This window comes from Lacinutrix sp. Hel_I_90 (assembly GCF_000934685.1).
Classification (GTDB): domain Bacteria; phylum Bacteroidota; class Bacteroidia; order Flavobacteriales; family Flavobacteriaceae; genus Lacinutrix.
This window is the reverse complement of sequence record NZ_JYNQ01000001.1, coordinates 3604992-3624928: the sequence shown is the minus strand read 5'-3', so window position 1 is coordinate 3624928 and position 19937 is coordinate 3604992. Positions and strand designations below refer to the sequence as shown.

Below are 19937 nucleotides of genomic sequence, written 5' to 3'. Positions count from 1 at the left end.
ACAATTCGTGAATTTATCATCTCATTAAAAATGAAAAAGACTTATAATTTTATACTTATTTCAATCATTATTTTAGGACTATCAATCAGTTGTAATAAACATGAAAAGAATAATGAAGAAGACAAAGAATGCATTACAAACAAAACTGAATATGTTACTTCTGTCGATTCACCAGACACAGGAACCGTTAATCAACTTATTAATATTGAAGTGAAATTTAGAGTTATTAATGGTTGTGGAGGTTTAGGGAAATTTATTGAAACGGATAATGGAAATACACGCACTATTGCGGTTGAGGCAAAATATGAAGGTTGTTTTTGTACTCAAGTAATAGCAACAAGAACAGTAAACTATGAGTTTATTCCAAGTAACCCTGGAGATTACGAACTAAAATTTAAATCCAGTCCGACTGAATTTATTACTGTTAATTTGACAATAAACTAAAGGAAAACGGTTACCAACACCGCAAATAAATCATAGCTTGGTCTGCTGTTTAATGCCATGATGAAAACCAAATTAGCTGCTATTAAAAAGGCTATTGAAGGCATACAAATCCTTCACAGAATCAGTTTATACTATATATTTCCTGGTAGTATAAATAGATCCTAAAGCCACCCCAAAAGAGATAACAAAACCATTGTAAAAATCAGTTCTTATGAGACTATCCCGTATTAAATTTATTTATAAACTAACATTTACTTTCCTACTTATGTCTATTGCGGGTTTTGCACAGCAACAGCCAGATACAGAATTTAACGCTCATATTAAAGACCCTCGATTTACAAAGGCGGTATCCCCAGTAATAGCAATAGATGAAATGCACAACAATTTGCATAAAGTCAACAGCAATTTCGCGCCATTTGCAAAATTAGCAAGAGAAGATGGTTATACTGTTAATGGGTTGAAATCATGGAATAATCTCAACACAACAGACATACTCGTAATAGCCAATGCAATTAATAATAAGAATATGGGCAACTGGCAACGCCCTATTTATCCTGCTTTTCAGCAGAACGAAATTGATAAGGTGAAAAATTATGTTTCCCAAGGAGGAAGCCTCTTACTAATTGCAGATCACATGCCATTTTCTGGAGCAACTAACGAACTCGCTTTAGCCTTTGGATTCAATTTTTGTGATGGTTTTGCTCAATTATCTGAAAAAGAAAAAAATCAAGAGGTTTTTTCTTTAGCAAATTCCAGATTGGAAAATTCTATTATTACAGATGGGACTTTGGGAACTAAAATAGAACGAGTTGTTTCTTTTACAGGCTCCTCATTTACAGCTCCTGAAGAAGCCATTGGTGTTTTAAAATTTCAACAAGGGGATACTTGTTTAAAGCCAAAAATTGCGTGGCAGTTTGATGAAGACACAAAAGCCTTAGATATAAGTGGAAACTATCAAGGTGCTATTATGAAGTATGGAAAAGGAAAAATTGCAGTTTTTGGCGAGGCAGCCATGTTTACCGCACAAGCCATACAACAAAATGGAAATACCTTTAAGGTAGGCTTTAACGCTGCATTTGCACCACAAAATGTTGATTTTATCAGGAATGTGTTATACTGGTTAGCAAAAGATATAAAATTAACCCAAACGCAAAATAATGTGGAAAAGGAAATTTTAGAAATCAATAAACTTATGGAAGCGTCTTTTAATAATAAAGGTTATGAAACTGTTGCTAACTTTTATACGAATGATGCTGTAATGATAGGGTGTAACCCTAAAGACGTTATAGGTATAGAAAATATACAATCCTATTGGAAACTATTTTCAGGCAAACTACGGTGGGAATTAGAAAACATTGAAATAAAAGCACTTGGTGATGGTTATGCTTTACAAAGAGGCTATTCTACTGTATATTACAAGACGAGTGACGGTAATGAATCTACGTCTAAATCTATTTTTTCGCTCGTATGGAAAAAAACTAATGCAGGTTGGAAAATGATGCTTGATCATTTTGCTGGGAGATAATATAAACAGACAAAAGGCTGTATATAGCAAATAGGGCGCTCGGTGGTTTACTAAAGTTCAGTGCTATTTACAAACACCGCCAAATCGTTGATTTGGCTTTTAAGAATGAGTTACGAACAAAACAAAAATTAATAAGGTTAGAAACTAATTTAGTATAAAGTTTAATCTATAACTTGTGTAAAGCATGTGCCTTAACGAACATTACTCTAGACATTACGTGTCTTAATACATTAAAAGAAAATAGAATATAAATAATATTTACAATTTCTACTTTGAGATGCTATCTGACAAACAAGCAAAATGAAATAGTACAATTAAATACAATTACAAAATAAATATACCATGATAATATTCGACAACACTTTTTTACTACGATTTCCTATTATTGTTATTTTAATAGTTCACGGTGTAGGAGGAATGTTTAACGGAGGAGTCACAGATTTTGGTAATCTGTATTTAGATGAAGTAGGGTTTGCTCCTTTTGGAATAATTTTGGCTTGGGCCATTAAATGATCACATTTAGCTGCTGCTATTTGTTTATTTACAAATAAATTCGTGAAACCTGCTGGTTGGATTACGAATTTCATTTTAATAATGGGATTATTATGGTACACTTTCGAAAAGGTTGGTTTGTTGTAGGAGGCGGACGAAATGGTGTAGAGTTTAATTTTTTATTAATATTTACTATTTTCTATATTATGTACCCAAATTTATTTCTCAAACAAACAACGAACCGCTAACAATTGCTGCTATGAAAAGCCATAAAAAGATAATGGAGGCTTAATCACATCACAACTAAAAAAACCAAGCAACGCGCAAGCGCAAACATCGGTTTTATATTTACAGCTTACAATCTTAAAAGAATTTAGACCATCGCAAAGGCAAACAAGAGGCCCTTCTTTAACTTCTATAATATCATTTTCCTCCTTCTAAAAACACTTTACAGTTTTTTACAAACATTTTTAAAACCAAAGACAAATAATCTATTATTAATACCAGTCTAAAACTAATTCTGTAATTTAGTTCATGAATTAAAATTATGGCAGAGTTATTAAAAACACTGCCGCTGGTGATAATTAAAACATGAAAAGATTTTTAACAATAGACGATATAATTGATGTCTTGCATAAGATTAAGCAAAGAGGGCTAGGTTTTCTTTTATCTAAATTGAACATTTATGGCATAAAAAGGACTGAGAAAACTTTTAACCAATTAGACTATGAAAGTGCAGACTGGTGGATAATTCCAAAAGTTAAGCAACGCTGGAACCTACTAATTTCAGGAAATAAGAATTTGGATTATAAAAGATATTTAGTTGAAAATCATCTGCAAAACAGGAAAGGACTCAGATTAATATCTTTAGGGAGTGGTTCTAGTCATCATGAGATAGAATTAGCTAAATATTCGAATTTTGAAGAAATTATATGTGTTGACATTGCTGGAGATAGAATGTTAGAAGCTGAAGCTCGATCAAATAAACTAAACCTTAAAAATATAAAATTTGTTTGTGCTGATTTTAATAACTACAGTATTCCCAAAGAATATTTTGATATTGTTTTTTTTCATGCATCGCTACATCACTTTGATAATATAGAGAGCTTCGTAGAGTCCACAATTAAAAACAGTTTAAAAACAGATGGATTCCTGGTTATTAATGAATACGTGGGGGCAACTAGACTGCAATTTCCAAAGCATCAAATTGCAAAAATTAATGACGCTTTAAAAATAATACCAAAAAAATATAGAACTAGATACAAATCTAATTTGTTAAAAAGGAAATATTATGGATCGGGTATTTTAAGAATGATTATAGCTGACCCTTCAGAGTGTATAGATTCTGCAAGTATATTACCAGCTATTCATTCAAATTTTTATACAATTATTGAAAAACCATATGGAGGAAATATACTAATGAATGTATTAAAAGATATATCTCATCATTTTACACATTTAGATTCAAAAAAAAATCTCATATTAGAAGAACTCTTCTCGTTAGAAGATGAATATATAGCTAACAATTCTTCTGATTTTATTTTTGGAATATATCAAAAACGATCACCAACAAAGAATATAGTGCATTCATAATAACTACAGGAGTGGCACTATTATTAGATGTTGTTGTAAGCTTATACACATAAACATCTAGTCGCAAACCCTCCAATAACTAAATTTCCCAACATTCTAATCCTCAATGTAAAAAGAAGTAGTACCTTTGCACTCGATTTAAAAAAAACACCTTTAGTATGAAGCGTATTAACGAGTACAAAAAACTATTTAATGTAGAGCAAGACATGACTTTAAAAAGTTTAAAGTCGTCTTATAGAAATTTAGTTAAAGAATGGCATCCAGATAAGTTTCAAGAAGGTGATGAAAAAGCGCATGAAGCAGAATTGATGAGTCGTAAAATTATTGACGGCTACCACTTTTTAGTAAGTATGGCACCAGAGACTATCACAGCAAATAAAGAAGAATACGAGACAACGATTACCAGCGCAATTATGGACTGGAAACATAAAGGCCTATTACTTGAAGTGACTTTTTTAGATGGTAATACTTATGAATACTTTGGCGTAAATAAAGCCTTATACATTAAGTTTTCACAAAGTGACAAACAAACGCGTTTTGGAAAGCGTAGTATTTTCAATTCGTTTCCCTACAGAAAAATTAAAAAACAAGAAGTTACTGCTTAACCTAAATATTAGTCTAGATAAAAAAGAGCCAAAACGAATGTGTTTTGGCTCTTTTTTTATTTTATACAGTACCCTTTTTAGATTTGAACCTTATTCTTCGCCTCAATCCACCTGCTCATAAACTTAGTGCTTTGCATCGTGTGATGCATGAGCATGCTCCCTGTGAAATTACTTTTTCGGTGTGCAACTAAACCTTTTTGAAGCAATTCTAATCTTTGTAGAAAATCAGCAACAAAAAGTTGCTTATCAAAACGTAGATTAACGACATCCACACCATGTTTCTGTTTTCCTGTCCAGAAAATTTTATTGGTGTACAATTCTATCGCCTTGTTTGCAAAATTGATGGGATCATCTTCAATAAAACCGTTAGGCTCTAAATTACCGTACATCCCTTCTGCTCCAATACTGGTTGTAACACAGGGTATCCCATTTAACATAGCATCAACAAGCTTTCCTTTTAGACCAGCACCATAACGTAAAGGCACTAAACAAACGCGGTGCTGCTGCATGGCAAGGTTAATATCGTCTACAAAACCTTTAATAAAAAACCCCTGACTTTCATCGATTAAAGCTGTTCCTTTTTGAGATTCGTATGCACCATAAACATGCATTTCCGCTGTGGGTAGTTTTTTTCTAATCCTTGGCCAAATAGCGTCTTTTAAATATTTTACACCATCAATATTAGGTTCATGTAAAAAATTACCCACCGTAATAAAATGTTCCCGCTGTTTAAAATTAGGTAATGCTTTTTGTTCTTTTAAAGATATGGTGTTGAGTAAAAAAGGCAGGTAGTATAATAAATGCTCATTGACTTTAAACTGATGTATTAAAATATCAATTTCAACTTCCGAAATTATAATACTCAAATCGCATCTATAAATACTGGCTATTTCTCGTTTTGCGATTTCATTATAGAGATAATTAGTGTCAAAAACCGATTGTTCATCTAAAGCTTGTTTTCGGCCTTTACGTAAACAATGCAGATCTTCTGTATCTAGTAAACGAACAGCATTAGGACACTGTTGTGCCACACGCCATCCAAATTGTTCTTCAATCATAAAGCGATCAAAGAGTACGACATCTGGATTTACTTCTTTTATAAAAGCATCAAAACTAGCATTATTTAAGGTTATGCCTTCTGTTTTAACTCCTATGCTTTTTAAATCGAATGCGTTATCGCTTTTAGCGCAAGCGGTTGCAAACGTGATGTCGTAGTTTTTAGACTGGAATAGGTTTATTAAGTGCATCATTCTGCTTCCAGCAGCAGAGCTTTTGGGCTCAGGCCATACAAAACCTATAATTAAAAGGGTTTTATTCAAAAGGGAGAAAATTAATTAGTGTTTTAGATTACTCTAATAACTCTTATTTTAGAAAAATATTATTCAGGTCTGGGAGCCAGTGCATAACCCATTCTTACTTTATTTCCCCAAGCTACCATTTGCTTGATTTGTGCCTCTGTTAAATTAGCACCGCTATGCGTATAGGTATAACTAGGCAAAGGCATTTCTTTTTCTTCAACTTCCTCTATGAGTTCTTCAAACTTGTGATCCTTTTTCTTAATAGAATAATTATCCCATTGCGACACATTAAAATGTTTTTTACCATCAGCAACATGTTCTGCTAACCAATAATTCACTGGTGTAATCTTATTATACCAAGGATATACAGTGTGATTACTGTGGCAATCAAAACATGTTTCGGTTAAAATTGCCTTTACTTCTTCCGATGGCTTTGTTTCTGCTAAGAAAGCATTAACAGATTCCATAGACCCTTCATTTCTTTCTGGTCCAAAAAATTGGGCAATTATAAAGACTACCAGTAAAACCAAAAGTATTTTTTTTACTATTTTCATTTTTTATTAATTTTAAGTTCTAAAAGTAATAAATATCTCTTGACTACCGAAGGCTTATATAAGGAATTAGATAATGTGAATCACTCTCGCGATAAGCGACTCTATTATGCAAACCTAGTGATTGAAAATCCACATTTAATCCCTAAACTACTAGACATTCTTTTTAGGGTAGATGATAAAAGGTCACCACGAGCAGCTTGGGTGTTTGAGTTTATATGTGGCAAAGACTTAGAAGCGATTATTCCGTACTTAGATAAATTTACAGAACACTTGCATACGGTCCATTTAGATTCGGCTGTACGCCCAGTAGCAAAAATTTGTGAGTACTTGGCCAAAGCATATTACGGAAAAGAAAACACCAAAATAAAACAAGCGCTTCTCGCTAAGCATAAAGAAAAAATCATTGCAGCTTGTTTTGATTGGCTGATTAACGATGTAAAAATTGCGCCTAAAGCTTACAGTATGACTACGTTGTTTTTGTTTGGACACGATTACCATTGGATCCATCCTGAATTAGTTATAATCTTAGAACGGGATTTCCAAAAGCAAAGCGCTGGATTTAAAGCACGTGCGCGACACCTTATAAAAAAAATAAAAATTTAAAGTTTTAAAACAGCGTTAAGTTCTTCTGCAGAAATCACTAACAGTTTACTTTTCACCAAGCGACTGGTGAGTGTTTTCCAATTCTTATCGGCTTTATATATCTCTTTTAAAACAGGTCTTGCTTTCTCGTATTGCTTATTATTTAAAAGATTAATAGCATACCAAAATTTCATTTCTATATTTTCAGGAAATAGTTTTTGTGCATTCAGATATAAAGATTCAGCGGCTTTAGTATCGCCTTTTTCCATCGCCAAATCCCCTTTATTCATAAAATCATAGGCTTTATGAATGGTCACCAAACGCTCTAATTCCTGAATGGGGTTTTCATTATCTTCAACGCGTAAATCCATAATGGTATCCTCCCAACTATTACCAGTCGCTTTTCCCTTTACTATTAAAATAGCCGCACTTTGCTTACCTCTAATATCGCCTTTTTCATTTTCAGCAGCTTTTAAAGCAGCCAAAATGCGTGTGCTTAAATCGCCTTTAGTGCTTTCAAAAGCACTTGCCATAGCCGTCCAAACGGTATTGTTTAGCATCATATTGGCTTGAACAGAAAAGTTTTTACCCTGTTTATGCCCAGCGGCTTCAATACATAAATCGCCAGTATGTGTCGCCACATTTCCGTTCACATCCAAAAAGGCTACTTGACGGTAGGCATTTCCTGTATCTGTTTCCAAAAGCAAATTTAAAGCCTCTTGCGGTGCTTTTCCTTCTGCCATTAGCTCCAAGCCTTTTGGACCGTACATAGGATTCACCAGAGATTGTGTTGCCACAACACCCACACCTGCTTTTCCATAAGTAACCACGCTCCCAACACTAAACCAATGACTTTGAACAGCAACACCTATATCGCCAGTAACAGAATCGCGTGCGACAATAGAATAGGTATGTGTAAAAGGTTCTGATTTTTTATAGCTTTGAGCAAAAATACTTTGAGAGACTATTACAATTAATAGAAATTTAACGGTTTTCATTTTAAAAAAAATTTGTTCTAAAGATACTTAAAAAAAGTGTTGATTAATTATGAAATTTGTAAACCTGAAAGCTTTAGTCTTCTTTTAAAAACGACTATATTTATCCCTTGTTAAAAATCAAAACTCACTATGTCATTAACACACCTAAATGCCATCTCTCCTATTGATGGTCGTTATAGAAATAAAGTAGAAAAATTAACCCATTATTTTTCTGAAGAAGCGCTTATAAAGTACCGTGTTTTAGTAGAAATCGAATATTTTATAGCACTCTGCGAGCAACCTTTACCGCAATTAAAAGGTGTAAACCCTTCTGTTTTTGAAGCACTTCGTAATATTTACAAAGACTTTACAACGAAAGATGCACAAGCCATTAAAGACATTGAAAAAGTCACCAACCACGATGTTAAAGCGGTTGAGTATTTTATAAAAGAACAGTTTGACAAACTAGACCTCAACGATTACAAAGAGTTTATTCACTTTGGATTAACTTCTCAAGATATTAATAACACAGCTATACCATTAAGTATTAAGGAAGCCATGAACGACGTTTATGTGCCTGGCTATTTTGAAGTGGTAGAAAAACTAAAAGCGTTAGCTGAAGAATGGAAAGACATCCCAATGCTAGCGAGAACGCATGGACAACCGGCATCACCAACTCGTCTGGGTAAAGAAATCCAAGTATTTGTTGTGCGCTTAGAAGAGCAGTTTAATTTATTGAATGATATCCCAAGTGCTGCAAAATTTGGTGGAGCTACAGGAAATTTTAATGCTCATAAAGTGGCGTATCCGGCAATAGACTGGAGAGCTTTTGGAAGCACCTTTGTTCAGGACAAATTAGGCTTACAGCACTCATTCCCAACCACACAAATTGAGCATTATGACCATTTGGCGGCTTTGTTTGATTGCATGAAACGTATTAATACGATTCTCATCGATTTAGATCGTGATATTTGGACCTACGTGTCTATGGACTATTTTAAACAAAAAATTAAAGCTGGAGAAGTAGGAAGTTCTGCCATGCCTCATAAAGTAAATCCTATCGATTTTGAAAATTCCGAAGGTAATTTAGGGATGGCTAACGCTATTTTTGAACACTTATCTGCAAAACTACCAATCTCACGTTTGCAACGGGATTTAACAGACAGTACGGTATTGCGTAATGTAGGTGTACCTTTCGGTCATACTTTAATTGGTTTTCAATCGACGCTAAAAGGCTTAAGTAAATTATTGTTAAACGAGCCAAAATTTGCTCAGGATTTAGAGAATAACTGGGCTGTAGTAGCAGAGGCGATTCAGACGATTTTACGTCGGGAAGCCTACCCAAACCCTTATGAAGCTTTAAAAGGCTTGACAAGAACGAACGAAGCGATTACCAAAACATCGATTTCAAACTTTATTGACACCTTAGCCGTAAGTGATGCTATAAAAACTGAATTGAAGGCCATTTCACCAAGTAACTATACCGGTATATAAAATAGGTTTAGCAATTAGCAGCCTCTATTTCTAAGAGCTGCGTTGGTGCTGCTTTTTTTATGGCGGGTAGCGACGATTTGCAAGCTGTAGATTTCAAGATGCGAGAGCGCTTTATTGTAAAAATCATTTTGAGAATTCTGTTTTTTCTGATTGTTATCACTCTCCTTTTAAATAAAAGCTCAAAAGAACAGGATGGCATTGCAGTAGATTATAAAAAAGACAATACCCATTTAAAATAAAAAAAGGACTGCGCCAACAGTCCTTTTTCACATTAAACATATAAACTTTTAATTAAAAAAGCCCATAATAGCTTTCAATTGACTACCATCAACATCTGCCTTCTGCATGTTATTCATGATTTTCATTATTTTTTCAGGATTTATGTCATCACCTATAATACGCGCGACTCCAAAGCCAGTGTCTTGATTACTCATTAAAACCAAAATCTCATCTACAGCATCATTGCTACCAATAGCATTTACATTAATTTTTATACCATCCATACTAAAGTCCATAAGCTCGCTGTATTTTTCATTTTTAAAAACACGTTTCGCTTTTTCTAATTCTTGTGTATAAACTTCTTTATTCCCTGTGCTTCTATAGCCTAAAAAGCTAATTTTCTTAAGACTTTTAATGGCTTCCTGTTCTTCAGCAGATAAGTCGGCTTTTGAAAAATCTGCTAAATTAGCAGAAAAGTCAATTTGCTTATAATCTGGTAAATCCTGATGTTCTACAAAATACGTTTGTACTGAAGCTTCATCCTTACAACTCACTAATGCTAGCGAAAATAAAAGACTAAGGGTTATGATTTTAATTGATGATTTCATGGGTTTTCTTTTTTGTCTTTGTTATTAGATAAAACATCCATAACCAAACATGATGTTTATTATGGATGCTATATTTAATTAAACTACTTTTTGTTTTTATTTTTCTTCTCTAATTCGTCACCACCTGGTAAATCGAATTTCTTAGTCAATTTAGAAATCTGGTTTAAGTCAATATCTCCTGTAAAAGAAATAACTACGGTTTCTAAGCTTCTCTTTTTACCGTTAACAGAAATACCATTGTCTTTCATGACAGCATCAAGACCGTTAACAAACATTAATAGCTCGGCAACATGATCTTCATCTCTACCTTCCTTTACATAGAACTTAACAACCATACCATTATCTTTAACTTCCATGAGTTCTTCTAAAGAACCAGAGCGTCCGCTTACCCATTTTTTAATATCACTTGCAATCGTTTTATTATCTGTTGCCATGGTCTTAAAACTGGTAATACTATTTACCATTTTCAAAAATTCTTGTGCGTCTGCATCATCTGTTTCTATGTCCATCTTAGCTAACATCTGAAACATCTTCGGTTTAATAGAGACATAAGTAACATCATCATTGCCACTATACTTAGCAAAAATATCACTTTGAGCCATTGCTGTTAATGGCATTAATAGTACTGCTAACGCTAATACAACTAAGGACTTTTTCATTCCGTTTAATTTATTTATTGTGTTCATTTTTTTAGTATTTATTTGTTATTAATTTGTAAAACTGTGTTCGCGTTTTTATGTTCTTAAATAAGTATACACTTATCACTTTACGCACGGTTCATTTTTTCTTGTTAGTATTATCATTTTTAAGTTCTATTTAAATATTCTACCCATTGGGTCATTCAATTCTTTTAAATAGTCAACTTGTGTCCCAGCTTTCTCAATAACCTCCAAGTAACCTACTTGTGAAACGCCTTTGTTAAATTGTTTTGAAACCAAAGCTAAAGCTGCTTTCGCATTTTCGTAATCTGCTCTATCTGCCTCCGTAATCGCTAATTCGTCTTTTGCGAAGGGATTAGAAAAGAAAATACTCACCATTAGAACCGCAATTGCTGCAACAGATAACCACTTATAGTTAAAACTTTTTTTAGTGTTTAGTGGAAGTTGTTTCGTAAACTGTTCTTCTTGGTTTACCCGAAAATAGCTGAACATTGATTTATACACTTCTAAATGTGGCGCTACAGTTTGTTGTGAAAAATAGTCTTTTAACTGCTGCTCTTCTTGTAATGTAGTCTCTCCGTTCTCGTACTTTTCGAGTAATTGTTCTATATTATTTAACACCATAATCATGTGTTTTAGTTAATTGTTCTCTTATTGTTTTTCTAGCTCTGGATAGCGTAACTCTTACTGCTGTTTCCGTCATCTCTAACATTTTTGCTATCTCGCTAAAATCGTATTGTTCAATATCTCTTAATTGTATGACTAGCTTTTGTTGCTCTGGTAGGCTTTCCATTATTCTACCTACCCAATGAATACTATCATTTGCTTCTAATTGTTTTTGAAGTGCTACACTATGATCCTCATAATTACTATGCACTATTTTTAAATTCTGTGCTTGTTTAGATTTTAACTTATCAAAACAAAAGTTCTTTGTCATGGTCATAGAAAAGGCTTCAACGTTTTTATAGTCTTTAATCTTCTTTTTATTATTCCAAAGCTTAATTAATATTTCTTGTGTTGCATCTTCAGCCTCTTCGGTAGACACCAACAATCTTTTCGCTAGTCGGAATACCTTATCCTTAAAAGGCAGTACTATATTTAAAAATTCCGTTTGTGTCATGGTTAGTATATCACGTTAAAGTGGTTTTTATCGCTCTATGTTATTACGACGAGCCAATTTCTATTTTGTTACAAATAATCTTTAATTAAAATAAAAGTAACTACATTTATAGTGAAAAAGAAAAGCTGTAAAGATGAAAAACGTCCCAAAAGTATTAGCATACCTTTTATTAGCATTAGTTTCTGTAAGTTGTTTTGAAGACCGAGACGATACACCAGTAAGCGTAAACGACATCAATGATTTTGTATATCGTGGTATGGACGCTTATTATTTATACAGAGCAGAGGTGCCAGATTTAGTTGAAGATAAACAAGGGAGCAGTAACTATTCTAATTATTTATCAAGTTTTAATTCCCCTGAAGCTTGCTTTGAAAGTTTAATTTACAACAGAAACACTGTAGACCGGTTTAGCTGGATCACAAGTGATTATATCGCACTAGAACAACAGTTTAGTGGTGTAACGAAGAATACTGGTATGGCATTCGGTTTAATGCGTTATGTCGAAAATGGCAATGACCTATTTGGTTACGTACGTTATATCTTGCCAGGCACCAGTGCTGATAACACGGGCTTAAAACGCGGTGATTTATTTTATGCCGTAAACGGGACCCCCCTAACCTTGAGTAATTGGCGTAGTTTATTACGTCAGGACAGTTTTACACTCAATCTAGCAAGCTATAATGATAATGGTACTGCAGAAACTACCGACGACACCATAGATACAACAACAAATACTGTGAATTTAACCAGCATACCCTATACAGAAAATCCCGTTTTTAAAACTGAAATTCTTCAGGTGGAAGGTCAAAACGTGGGCTATTTAATGTATAATGGTTTTACCTCTAATTTTGATACAGCACTTAACGCTGCTTTTGCAGAATTCCGAGCTAATAATCTGCAACATCTCGTTCTTGATTTACGCTATAATCCGGGTGGCTCTGTGAATTCTTCAGCCATTTTGGGTAGTTTAGTCACCGGACAGTTTAATACTCAAGTGTATGCCAAATTAAATTACAATAACATTCAGCAAGACAATAATTTCGACTATCTCTTTGTTAATGAAGCCAATGGTGTGGCATTAAACAGCTTGAATCTGACCAAAGTATATATTTTAGCAACAGGATCTTCTGCTTCCGCGAGTGAAATGGTAATTAATAGCTTAAATGCTTATATTGAAGTGATCCAGATAGGAACGCCTACGGTTGGAAAATCACAAGCTTCGATAACCCTATACGATTCGCCAAATTTTAACAGAAGCGAAGCCGACCCGAGACATACGTATGCCCTGCAACCTTTGGTGGCCATTACCGTAAACAAAAATAACGATCAGGTCCCTATAGATGGTATCATACCTAATATGCTTTTAGATGAACAAATAAATAATCTAGGTATTTTAGGCGATGAAAACGAGCCACTTTTAGCTGAGGCTTTAGCAGATATTGCAGCTACAAATAAATCTGTGCCTCAAAAAAGTGGAAAAACCATTGAAGTCAGTTTTGACAGTAACGATTTGTTACTACATAAAAAAGAAATGTATATTGAGCAATAAAACCTATTTTAACTGGAGTTCAGGCAAAGATTCTGCTTTAGCACTTTATTATTTATTACAAGATTCTAATTATACTATAGGCAAGTTAGTCACGTCTGTTAATACCCATTTCAATCGCGTATCCATGCATGGATTGCCTTTAAACTTATTAAAAGCGCAAACAAATGCCATTGGTATTCCATTACAAACCATTGGTTTACCTGAGCAACCGAGTATGGAAGACTATGAGACTATAATGACCAAAGTGGTGAGTACTTTAAAAGCGGAGGGTTTTACACACAGCGTTTTTGGTGATATATTTTTAGAAGATTTAAAACGGTATCGTGAAAACAATCTAGCTAAATTCCAGATAAAGACCATATTTCCACTTTGGAAAAAAGACACGAGGGACTTAATCAATGAATTTCTGGACTTAGGCTTTAAAGCGGTGATCGTGTGTGCCAATGCACAGTATTTTTCTGAAGATTTTGTTGGACAAACCATCACCAAAGAGCTCATAGAAAATTTACCAAAGGAAGTCGATGTCTGTGGCGAAAATGGTGAGTTTCATACGTTTTGTTACGACGGGCCCATTTTTAAAAGACCTGTTTCCTTTGCTATTGGAGAAAAAGTCTATCGGGAATACAACAGCCCTAAAACCGATGACGCTATTTGCGATTCTGGTAAAACGGGCTTTTGGTTTTGTGACTTAGTCTTAAAATAAAAAATGCCGCTCACAAGCGGCATTTTTAATGCCTTTTTTGTTAATTATGTTTTAGTTCTAATAAACAAATTAAACCTGAATGAGAATAAAAGCCTAATATTTTCAAACTTAAAACCTCAACCAAAGGAATAACTTCGAGGAATTCTTTAGATTAAAGATACGAGTTTAACTGCTGACCCCTGTTAACAATATTGTGCATTAAACGCTTTTTATCGTTTAAGCTTTCTTCAAGAGATATCATAGTTTCAGTTCTATAAACACCATCAATATCGTCTAACATAAAAATAATATCTTTAGCATGCTCATTATCTCTAGCTCTTATTTCACAGATAATATTAAATTTCCCAGTGGTAATGTGTGCTAAAGTTACAAACGGTATTTCATTAATACGTTCTAAAACAAATTTTGTTTGAGAAGCTTTTTGTAAAAAAATGCCAACATAAGCAATAAAAAAGTATCCCAGTTTCCTATAATTCAATGCTATTGAAGACCCTTCGATAATACCCTCATCTTCCATTTTTTTAACTCTTATATGCACTGTTCCCGCAGAAACTAATAATTTCTTAGCAATATCTGAAAAAGGAACTCTTGTGTTTTCAATCAACATATCAAGAATTTGATGATCAATTTCATCCAATTTAAATTTAGCCATTATAATGTATTCTATTAGAGGTAGTTACCTATTATTTTTTTTTGATATATTTCATCTCCTTATACCATTTCTGTTACTGGGGTATTGCAGATTGTAGATTTAACTTGGCACATCGTTTCCTCATCGGTTAGTGGTGACGGTAGCCTCACGGCTTGTACGATTAGCAATGATGAACTGTAGGGATTGAGCATAGAATACTAATGATTTTTTCACAATTAAAATTTTGAATTAATTACATTTTGATTTCAATTTTAAAACTAGTAGTTAATTATTATTAATGGTGAAACCTTATGTTATTTTATTATTAATAATTGTGCTTAAAAAATTAATTGAAATATATTTTTGAAGCTCCCTCTTTTAATTCTTTTGTATCTATAACCGTATTACTAGATAAATCATAGACATTTAATTCTCCTGTGTCTGCCACGAAATCCGTTTTAGTTATTTAATTTTAGTTAAAATAAATTTGTCCTGGAATCAACCCGACTTCAATAGACTCTATTTCAATATTTGTAGTTAAATCATATATTTTCAATGTTCCATTACTAGTAAAATCTCCTGCGTCAACTCCGTAAAGTAATCCATCTTTTACATTCATACCATAAAAACTAACATTTGTAAACTCGGGTGTTGTCGGAAAAACTGTTGCTGTTTCATCCATTTTATATACTGAACCTCCTGCATATAAATACAGATTCCCACTATCAAAATTTAACTTAGAAGGAGATGAAATTGAACTATCAAATGTTACAGTTTTATTGATAATATTGGAATTAGTATCAATCTCTATTAAATTCTCGGAAGACAAAACCCATAAATCATTACTCGAATCCAATTGTAAAGAATTTGGCGAATTCCCAACAGTTATACTTTCCACTAATTCATCAGTTACTGAATTAAATACATCTACCTTATTTCCATTACCGTATATTCCTGTTGCTACATAAATTTTATTATCTACAGCAATAATTTGTTCTGGCAAGTAACTTGTAGCGATTGTATCAAGTATTGTGTTTGTACTTAAATCTACTACCAATAGAGCATCATCTGTTGTATCTGAATAATCGCCCCAAGCAGTAACATAACCTTTCCCATTGGAAATGGTCATATATCTTGGATTAATAACTCCTGTATTTATAGTCGCAATAGATTCAAAAGTATATCTATTAACAACTTCTATCTGATTTGATACATTTATTATTATATAAGCGAAATCTCCATTGAAAGCCATGCTTTGTGCTACAGTACCTAAATTCCTGTTATTTACATTAGAAAAAATATCATTTTCTATTGTTCTAAAATCATTTGATACGTATGAGACAGTTCCTACTCCTCCAGAAAAACTTCCTTCATGAGAAATTAAAATACCATTTTCATAAGCTCCTGATGCTACAATTGGGGCTGTATCATCATCATTACTACAAGATGTAAAAGTTAAGCCAAGCGTTAAAACTGCTAAGAATAATTTGTTTAGTTTCATTTTTTTTTTAAAATTTAATGGTTGTTTGTATTTGAAAATTTCTATTAGGCATTGGTCGCAATGCTACGTTTTCGTAATATTTATTATAACTATTATTTACTTTGAAATCTAAATGGTAGTTCACTTTTCCTTTCATATTTAAAACATAACTTAATCCTATATTCCCAATGCTGTACTCTGATAATGTATCTGTTCCAATGGTAAAAACCTCGCCAACGAATACATGCTGATAATACATAGAAAAGGCCTTATGGCCATAAGCAAAAGATAAATTCCCTTTATGAAAAGGCACATAAATTAATTGTTTTTGTGTTGCCTTGTTTTCAGAAACCGTATAAGAATAGTTCCCTTTAAGTTCTAAATGGTGTTTATTAAACCGCTTTTGTAAGCTTAGCTCTGCTTCTACTCCATAGTTTTCGGTTTTAGCAATATTTACTGGACTCCAAAGACCAGAAACAGTATTTGGTTTCCATTGAATTAAGTCTTTAGTTGTAATGTAAAACCCATTCAGTTTTAAGTTTGCCAACTTATAATTGAATTCTTGTCCTAAATCTATTTGATAAGACGATTCTGGTATTAACTCTAGATTACCTCCAGTTTGCCAGTACAAATCATTAAAGGTTGGAATTCTAAAGTTTTTAGAACCATTAATTTTTAAAGAATAATGTTTAGAAACCTCATAACCAGCATCTATAGAAAACAGAAATGGACTCTTAAAATCTGAAGCAAAATCTTTTCTAAGATTAACACCATAACTTAATCTTTTCGTTGGTTTATGATTTAATAAAGCAATTGCAGAGAAAGTCCGTCGCTTAGGATTACCAAAACTACTGCCCACCCCTTCAATATAATTATAATCTAAAATACTTTGAAACTGCAGTTTCTCAGAAAAGCGAACATTATAATTATGTTTTAAAATGAGTGTGTTTACTTTTCCAAAAGAATAATTAGCCTTATCCTTATTTTCAAAATAGCGAAACAATTCTTGCAAATGCGCCACCTTCAATTTAGCCGTTGTTTTGTTAACAATATGCGACCATTCTAACATTGTTCTAAAATTTTCATCTTCGTATTTACTACGAGAAGGCGCTACCAAAGTGCCCGACAAATTTCTGTCGCTAACAAAGCTTTGATGATATAGCTTTATAACATCTTTATCTGACAAAAAACAACCCCCATTTGCATTTATATTAAAGTTATTAAATGCGCCATTAGTATTGGTTTTATCTGTCCCCAGAAATTTGTAATCGTTTTCAGATTCATTATAAGAAACACCAATATTCCCAGACCACTTATCGCGTCCAAAATCATTATTATAACTAATATTTCTAGTATCAAAACTGCCATAAGCTAATTTAACAGCGTTATCAAAATGGGAATAAAAAGCAAGCTTATTATTTAAATGTATAGTTCCACCAATGCTTCCGCTGCCGTATTGCACACTTCCGCCTCCGCTTCTTATAGCTATAGAATTAAACTGAGAGGTGTTTATGGTGTTAAAATCAGTTTGCCCATTTAATTGCGAATTAATATTTATACCGTTCCATATCACTCCAGTTTGTGAGGCGTTTGTACCGCGAAATGAAGGAGAAGAGATCATCCCAAAACCGTTTTCTTTGAAATAAATATTAGAATTAAAGGCTAACAAACCTGTTAATGACGTTGCATTTTTAGAAATTACTGAATCATTAAGTTTTGTTATTTTAAAACCAGCAGCATAGTTTTTGAGTTTAGTATCACTCAATAAAACCTCCTCCAAATTCTGAATAGAATCCAGCTTAGTTTGCGCCATACAGCCAAAACTAAAAATCGCAAATAATAAAATTAGAATGCCTTGTTTCATAACTCTTAAAATCTTTCTCCCGAAGATTCTTTTGATGTTGAAAATGGCAGGTCTCCTGGCTTTCGTCTTGCTATTGGTCTTCCCAGAAAATTTTTCCAGTGACTTGAAGTTTAATAACAAGCATTCACAAAAGTGAACTAAGATTACAGTTGCGGGAACAGCTCAAGATTAATGACTTAAAATACACGATTTAAGTATTACGAATGTTTCACTGTTATGAAAGTCGTAAATCAAAAATCGACAATGCCAGTCGTTTCACTTGATTCCCTTTTAATCGACCGCGCTTAATTGCAAGGTCAAACCAAAATTCGCTGCAAAAATAATCTTTATTATGGAATATCTTATATGCAAAACATTAAATAATGTTATTTTTGGTTAAAAATCAGTCCTCATGAAAAACGGCATCATTCTATTTTTTATAATCGCTTTTATAGCTTGTAAAGAAGACAAAGGTATTCGCAAACCTTTACCTCCTTTAAATAAGACAGATAATAATAACATCGCTTACGCCGAAGGTTTTAGCATTGAAGACAACGGAAACTTTAGTGTTCTTGAGATTAAAAATCCGTGGCCAAAAGCCGAAGAGACCTTTAAGTATGTTTTAATTACTGCAGAAGAAGCCGCAAAAACAACGTTTATGCGTGATGCTTACGATGGCATTATCATAGTACCTGTTGAAAATATAGTAGTCACCTCTACAACACATATTCCAGCATTAGAGTTATTAGGCGTTGAAGAAACGCTGAAAGGGTTTCCTGGTACAGACTATGTTTCTTCAGAAAAAACCCGAGCGCGTATTGACAGCGGATTAGTGCGGGAATTGGGCAAAAACGAAGGGTTAAATACCGAGGTTCTATTAGACCTTAATCCAAATGTCGTGGTTGCTTTTGGTGTAGATGGTAAAAGTAAATCACTAGAAATTATTAAAAAAGCCAATATTCCTGTGATTTACAATGGGGATTGGACAGAAAAATCACCTTTAGCAAAAGCCGAATGGATTAAATTTTTTGGCGCCTTGTACAACAAAAACGAAAAAGCAGATGCTATCTTTAATAGCATAGAAAATAATTATTCTGAAGCAAAACAAATAGCAGCAAAAGCAACAAACAGACCTACGGTTTTAAGTGGCGCCATGCATAAAGATGTGTGGTATTTACCAAATGGCAGCAGTACAGAAGCACAGTTTTTAGAGGATGCCAACACCAATTATTTGTGGCATGATACCACGGGAACGGGAAGCTTAGCACTCAATTTTGAAGTGGTTTTTGAAAAGGCTAAGTCTGCCAGTTTATGGTTGAGTCCTTCTTATTATAAAAGTTTAGAAGATTTAAAAAACGCCAATGCACATTATACAGAGTTTGAAGCGTTTAAAAACAATGCTATTTATTCATTTTCAAATACTACTGGAAAAACAGGAGGTGTTTTGTATTATGAATTAGGGATTGCACGTCCAGATTTAGTATTAAAGGACATTATTAAAATAAGTCATCCAGAATTACTGCCAGACTATCAACCCTTCTTTTTTAAAGCTTTAGATTAA

The 19937-nt window shown here is 33.3% G+C and carries 20 protein-coding genes and 1 riboswitch; of the genes, 9 read left to right on the top strand and 11 right to left on the bottom strand.

From position 1 onward, the window contains the following. The first annotated feature begins 30 nt into the window (after positions 1-30). Together GQ46_RS16130 and GQ46_RS16125 are read left to right on the top strand one after the other, a co-directional pair. On the top strand, positions 31-444 hold the full coding sequence (locus tag GQ46_RS16130) for a hypothetical protein (protein ID WP_044403948.1): 414 nt from the start codon (positions 31-33) through the stop codon (positions 442-444). A 211-nt stretch (positions 445-655) separates the two neighbouring features. Then, positions 656-1969, top strand: a complete 1314-nt coding sequence (locus GQ46_RS16125; protein ID WP_082041780.1) for an SgcJ/EcaC family oxidoreductase — start codon at positions 656-658, stop codon at positions 1967-1969. A 401-nt stretch (positions 1970-2370) separates the two neighbouring features. Here the strand turns inward: GQ46_RS16125 and GQ46_RS17900 are convergent, their stop codons facing one another. Continuing rightward, positions 2371-2556: a hypothetical protein gene (locus GQ46_RS17900; protein WP_197077367.1), complete on the bottom strand. Its 186-nt coding sequence runs from the start codon at positions 2554-2556 to the stop codon at positions 2371-2373. 496 nt (positions 2557-3052) lie between these two features. Here GQ46_RS17900 and GQ46_RS16115 point away from each other — a divergent pair, with 496 nt between their 5' ends. Then, a complete protein-coding gene (locus GQ46_RS16115) occupies positions 3053-4054 on the top strand; it encodes a class I SAM-dependent methyltransferase (protein WP_044403943.1) in 1002 nt (333 codons plus the stop codon). Positions 4055-4212: 158 nt separating this feature from the next. Next, a complete protein-coding gene (locus GQ46_RS16110; RefSeq protein ID WP_044403940.1) occupies positions 4213-4659 on the top strand; it encodes a KTSC domain-containing protein in 447 nt (148 codons plus the stop codon). A gap of 77 nt (positions 4660-4736) precedes the next feature. Here the strand turns inward: GQ46_RS16110 and GQ46_RS16105 are convergent, their stop codons facing one another. Continuing rightward, positions 4737-5978, bottom strand: a complete 1242-nt coding sequence (locus GQ46_RS16105; protein ID WP_044403938.1) for a glycosyltransferase — start codon at positions 5976-5978, stop codon at positions 4737-4739. A 59-nt stretch (positions 5979-6037) separates the two neighbouring features. Continuing rightward, positions 6038-6511 carry a heme-binding domain-containing protein gene (locus tag GQ46_RS16100; protein WP_044403936.1) on the bottom strand — a complete coding sequence of 158 codons (474 nt, stop codon included), beginning with the start codon at positions 6509-6511 and terminating at the stop codon, positions 6038-6040. 39 nt (positions 6512-6550) lie between these two features. Here GQ46_RS16100 and GQ46_RS16095 point away from each other — a divergent pair, with 39 nt between their 5' ends. Beyond that, positions 6551-7114 (top strand): hypothetical protein, encoded by a 564-nt coding sequence (locus GQ46_RS16095; protein WP_044403933.1) that lies wholly within the window; start codon positions 6551-6553, stop codon positions 7112-7114. On the opposite strand, the gene GQ46_RS16090 is transcribed toward GQ46_RS16095, so the two are convergent. Continuing rightward, the gene (locus GQ46_RS16090; RefSeq protein ID WP_044403930.1) at positions 7111-8091 is read right to left on the bottom strand and encodes a DUF1028 domain-containing protein; all 981 of its coding nucleotides are present in this window, start codon (positions 8089-8091) and stop codon (positions 7111-7113) included. The two genes, GQ46_RS16095 and GQ46_RS16090, sit on opposite strands and share 4 nt — an antisense overlap. 129 nt (positions 8092-8220) lie before the next feature. On the opposite strand from GQ46_RS16090, the gene purB reads away from it, so the two are divergent. Next, positions 8221-9564, top strand: coding sequence for an adenylosuccinate lyase (gene purB, locus GQ46_RS16085; RefSeq protein ID WP_044403927.1), 1344 nt, complete (start codon positions 8221-8223; stop codon positions 9562-9564). 287 nt (positions 9565-9851) lie between these two features. Here purB and GQ46_RS16075 read toward each other — a convergent pair whose 3' ends face one another. From GQ46_RS16075 to GQ46_RS16060, 4 genes are all read right to left on the bottom strand, one after another. Then, a complete protein-coding gene (locus GQ46_RS16075; protein ID WP_044403923.1) occupies positions 9852-10391 on the bottom strand; it encodes a DUF4252 domain-containing protein in 540 nt (179 codons plus the stop codon). 83 nt (positions 10392-10474) lie between these two features. Beyond that, positions 10475-11077, bottom strand: coding sequence for a DUF4252 domain-containing protein (locus tag GQ46_RS16070; RefSeq protein WP_082041779.1), 603 nt, complete (start codon positions 11075-11077; stop codon positions 10475-10477). Between the two features lie 126 nt (positions 11078-11203). Next, positions 11204-11674 carry a hypothetical protein gene (locus GQ46_RS16065; protein ID WP_044405241.1) on the bottom strand — a complete coding sequence of 157 codons (471 nt, stop codon included), beginning with the start codon at positions 11672-11674 and terminating at the stop codon, positions 11204-11206. Then, the gene (locus GQ46_RS16060; protein WP_044403921.1) at positions 11661-12170 is read right to left on the bottom strand and encodes an RNA polymerase sigma factor; all 510 of its coding nucleotides are present in this window, start codon (positions 12168-12170) and stop codon (positions 11661-11663) included. Before GQ46_RS16060 ends, GQ46_RS16065 begins: the two co-directional genes overlap by 14 nt. Before the next feature lie 133 nt (positions 12171-12303). On the opposite strand from GQ46_RS16060, the gene GQ46_RS16055 reads away from it, so the two are divergent. Together GQ46_RS16055 and GQ46_RS16050 are read left to right on the top strand one after the other, a co-directional pair. Continuing rightward, complete coding sequence (locus GQ46_RS16055; protein WP_044403918.1) at positions 12304-13719, top strand: S41 family peptidase; 1416 nt, start codon at positions 12304-12306, stop codon at positions 13717-13719. After that, on the top strand, positions 13709-14422 hold the full coding sequence (locus GQ46_RS16050; protein WP_044403915.1) for a diphthine--ammonia ligase: 714 nt from the start codon (positions 13709-13711) through the stop codon (positions 14420-14422). Before GQ46_RS16055 ends, GQ46_RS16050 begins: the two co-directional genes overlap by 11 nt. A gap of 151 nt (positions 14423-14573) precedes the next feature. On the opposite strand, the gene GQ46_RS16045 is transcribed toward GQ46_RS16050, so the two are convergent. The 3 genes from GQ46_RS16045 to GQ46_RS16035 form a co-directional block, all read right to left on the bottom strand. Continuing rightward, complete coding sequence (locus GQ46_RS16045; RefSeq protein WP_044403913.1) at positions 14574-15074, bottom strand: Lrp/AsnC family transcriptional regulator; 501 nt, start codon at positions 15072-15074, stop codon at positions 14574-14576. 451 nt (positions 15075-15525) lie between these two features. Next, positions 15526-16554: a DUF5074 domain-containing protein gene (locus tag GQ46_RS16040; RefSeq protein ID WP_044403911.1), complete on the bottom strand. Its 1029-nt coding sequence runs from the start codon at positions 16552-16554 to the stop codon at positions 15526-15528. A 7-nt stretch (positions 16555-16561) separates the two neighbouring features. After that, the gene (locus GQ46_RS16035) at positions 16562-18397 is read right to left on the bottom strand and encodes a TonB-dependent siderophore receptor (protein WP_044403909.1); all 1836 of its coding nucleotides are present in this window, start codon (positions 18395-18397) and stop codon (positions 16562-16564) included. A gap of 27 nt (positions 18398-18424) precedes the next feature. Beyond that, positions 18425-18718, bottom strand: a riboswitch (cobalamin riboswitch). A 70-nt stretch (positions 18719-18788) separates the two neighbouring features. Here GQ46_RS16035 and GQ46_RS16030 point away from each other — a divergent pair. Further along, entirely contained in the window at positions 18789-19937 is a 1149-nt protein-coding gene (locus GQ46_RS16030) for an ABC transporter substrate-binding protein (RefSeq protein ID WP_044403907.1), read from the top strand.

Coding starts and splice junctions, on each gene's coding strand:
- GQ46_RS16125 (WP_082041780.1), top strand. CDS start 656: ATGAGACTATCCCGTATTAAATTTATTTATAAACTAACATTTACTTTC.
- GQ46_RS16045 (WP_044403913.1), bottom strand. CDS start 15,074: ATGGCTAAATTTAAATTGGATGAAATTGATCATCAAATTCTTGATATG.
- GQ46_RS16075 (WP_044403923.1), bottom strand. CDS start 10,391: ATGAAATCATCAATTAAAATCATAACCCTTAGTCTTTTATTTTCGCTA.
- GQ46_RS16110 (WP_044403940.1), top strand. CDS start 4,213: ATGAAGCGTATTAACGAGTACAAAAAACTATTTAATGTAGAGCAAGAC.
- GQ46_RS16090 (WP_044403930.1), bottom strand. CDS start 8,091: ATGAAAACCGTTAAATTTCTATTAATTGTAATAGTCTCTCAAAGTATT.
- purB (WP_044403927.1), top strand. CDS start 8,221: ATGTCATTAACACACCTAAATGCCATCTCTCCTATTGATGGTCGTTAT.
- GQ46_RS16060 (WP_044403921.1), bottom strand. CDS start 12,170: ATGACACAAACGGAATTTTTAAATATAGTACTGCCTTTTAAGGATAAG.
- GQ46_RS16055 (WP_044403918.1), top strand. CDS start 12,304: ATGAAAAACGTCCCAAAAGTATTAGCATACCTTTTATTAGCATTAGTT.
- GQ46_RS17900 (WP_197077367.1), bottom strand. CDS start 2,556: ATGAAATTCGTAATCCAACCAGCAGGTTTCACGAATTTATTTGTAAAT.
- GQ46_RS16100 (WP_044403936.1), bottom strand. CDS start 6,511: ATGAAAATAGTAAAAAAAATACTTTTGGTTTTACTGGTAGTCTTTATA.
- GQ46_RS16035 (WP_044403909.1), bottom strand. CDS start 18,397: ATGAAACAAGGCATTCTAATTTTATTATTTGCGATTTTTAGTTTTGGC.
- GQ46_RS16070 (WP_082041779.1), bottom strand. CDS start 11,077: ATGAACACAATAAATAAATTAAACGGAATGAAAAAGTCCTTAGTTGTA.
- GQ46_RS16040 (WP_044403911.1), bottom strand. CDS start 16,554: ATGAAACTAAACAAATTATTCTTAGCAGTTTTAACGCTTGGCTTAACT.
- GQ46_RS16130 (WP_044403948.1), top strand. CDS start 31: ATGAAAAAGACTTATAATTTTATACTTATTTCAATCATTATTTTAGGA.
- GQ46_RS16030 (WP_044403907.1), top strand. CDS start 18,789: ATGAAAAACGGCATCATTCTATTTTTTATAATCGCTTTTATAGCTTGT.
- GQ46_RS16115 (WP_044403943.1), top strand. CDS start 3,053: ATGAAAAGATTTTTAACAATAGACGATATAATTGATGTCTTGCATAAG.
- GQ46_RS16065 (WP_044405241.1), bottom strand. CDS start 11,674: ATGGTGTTAAATAATATAGAACAATTACTCGAAAAGTACGAGAACGGA.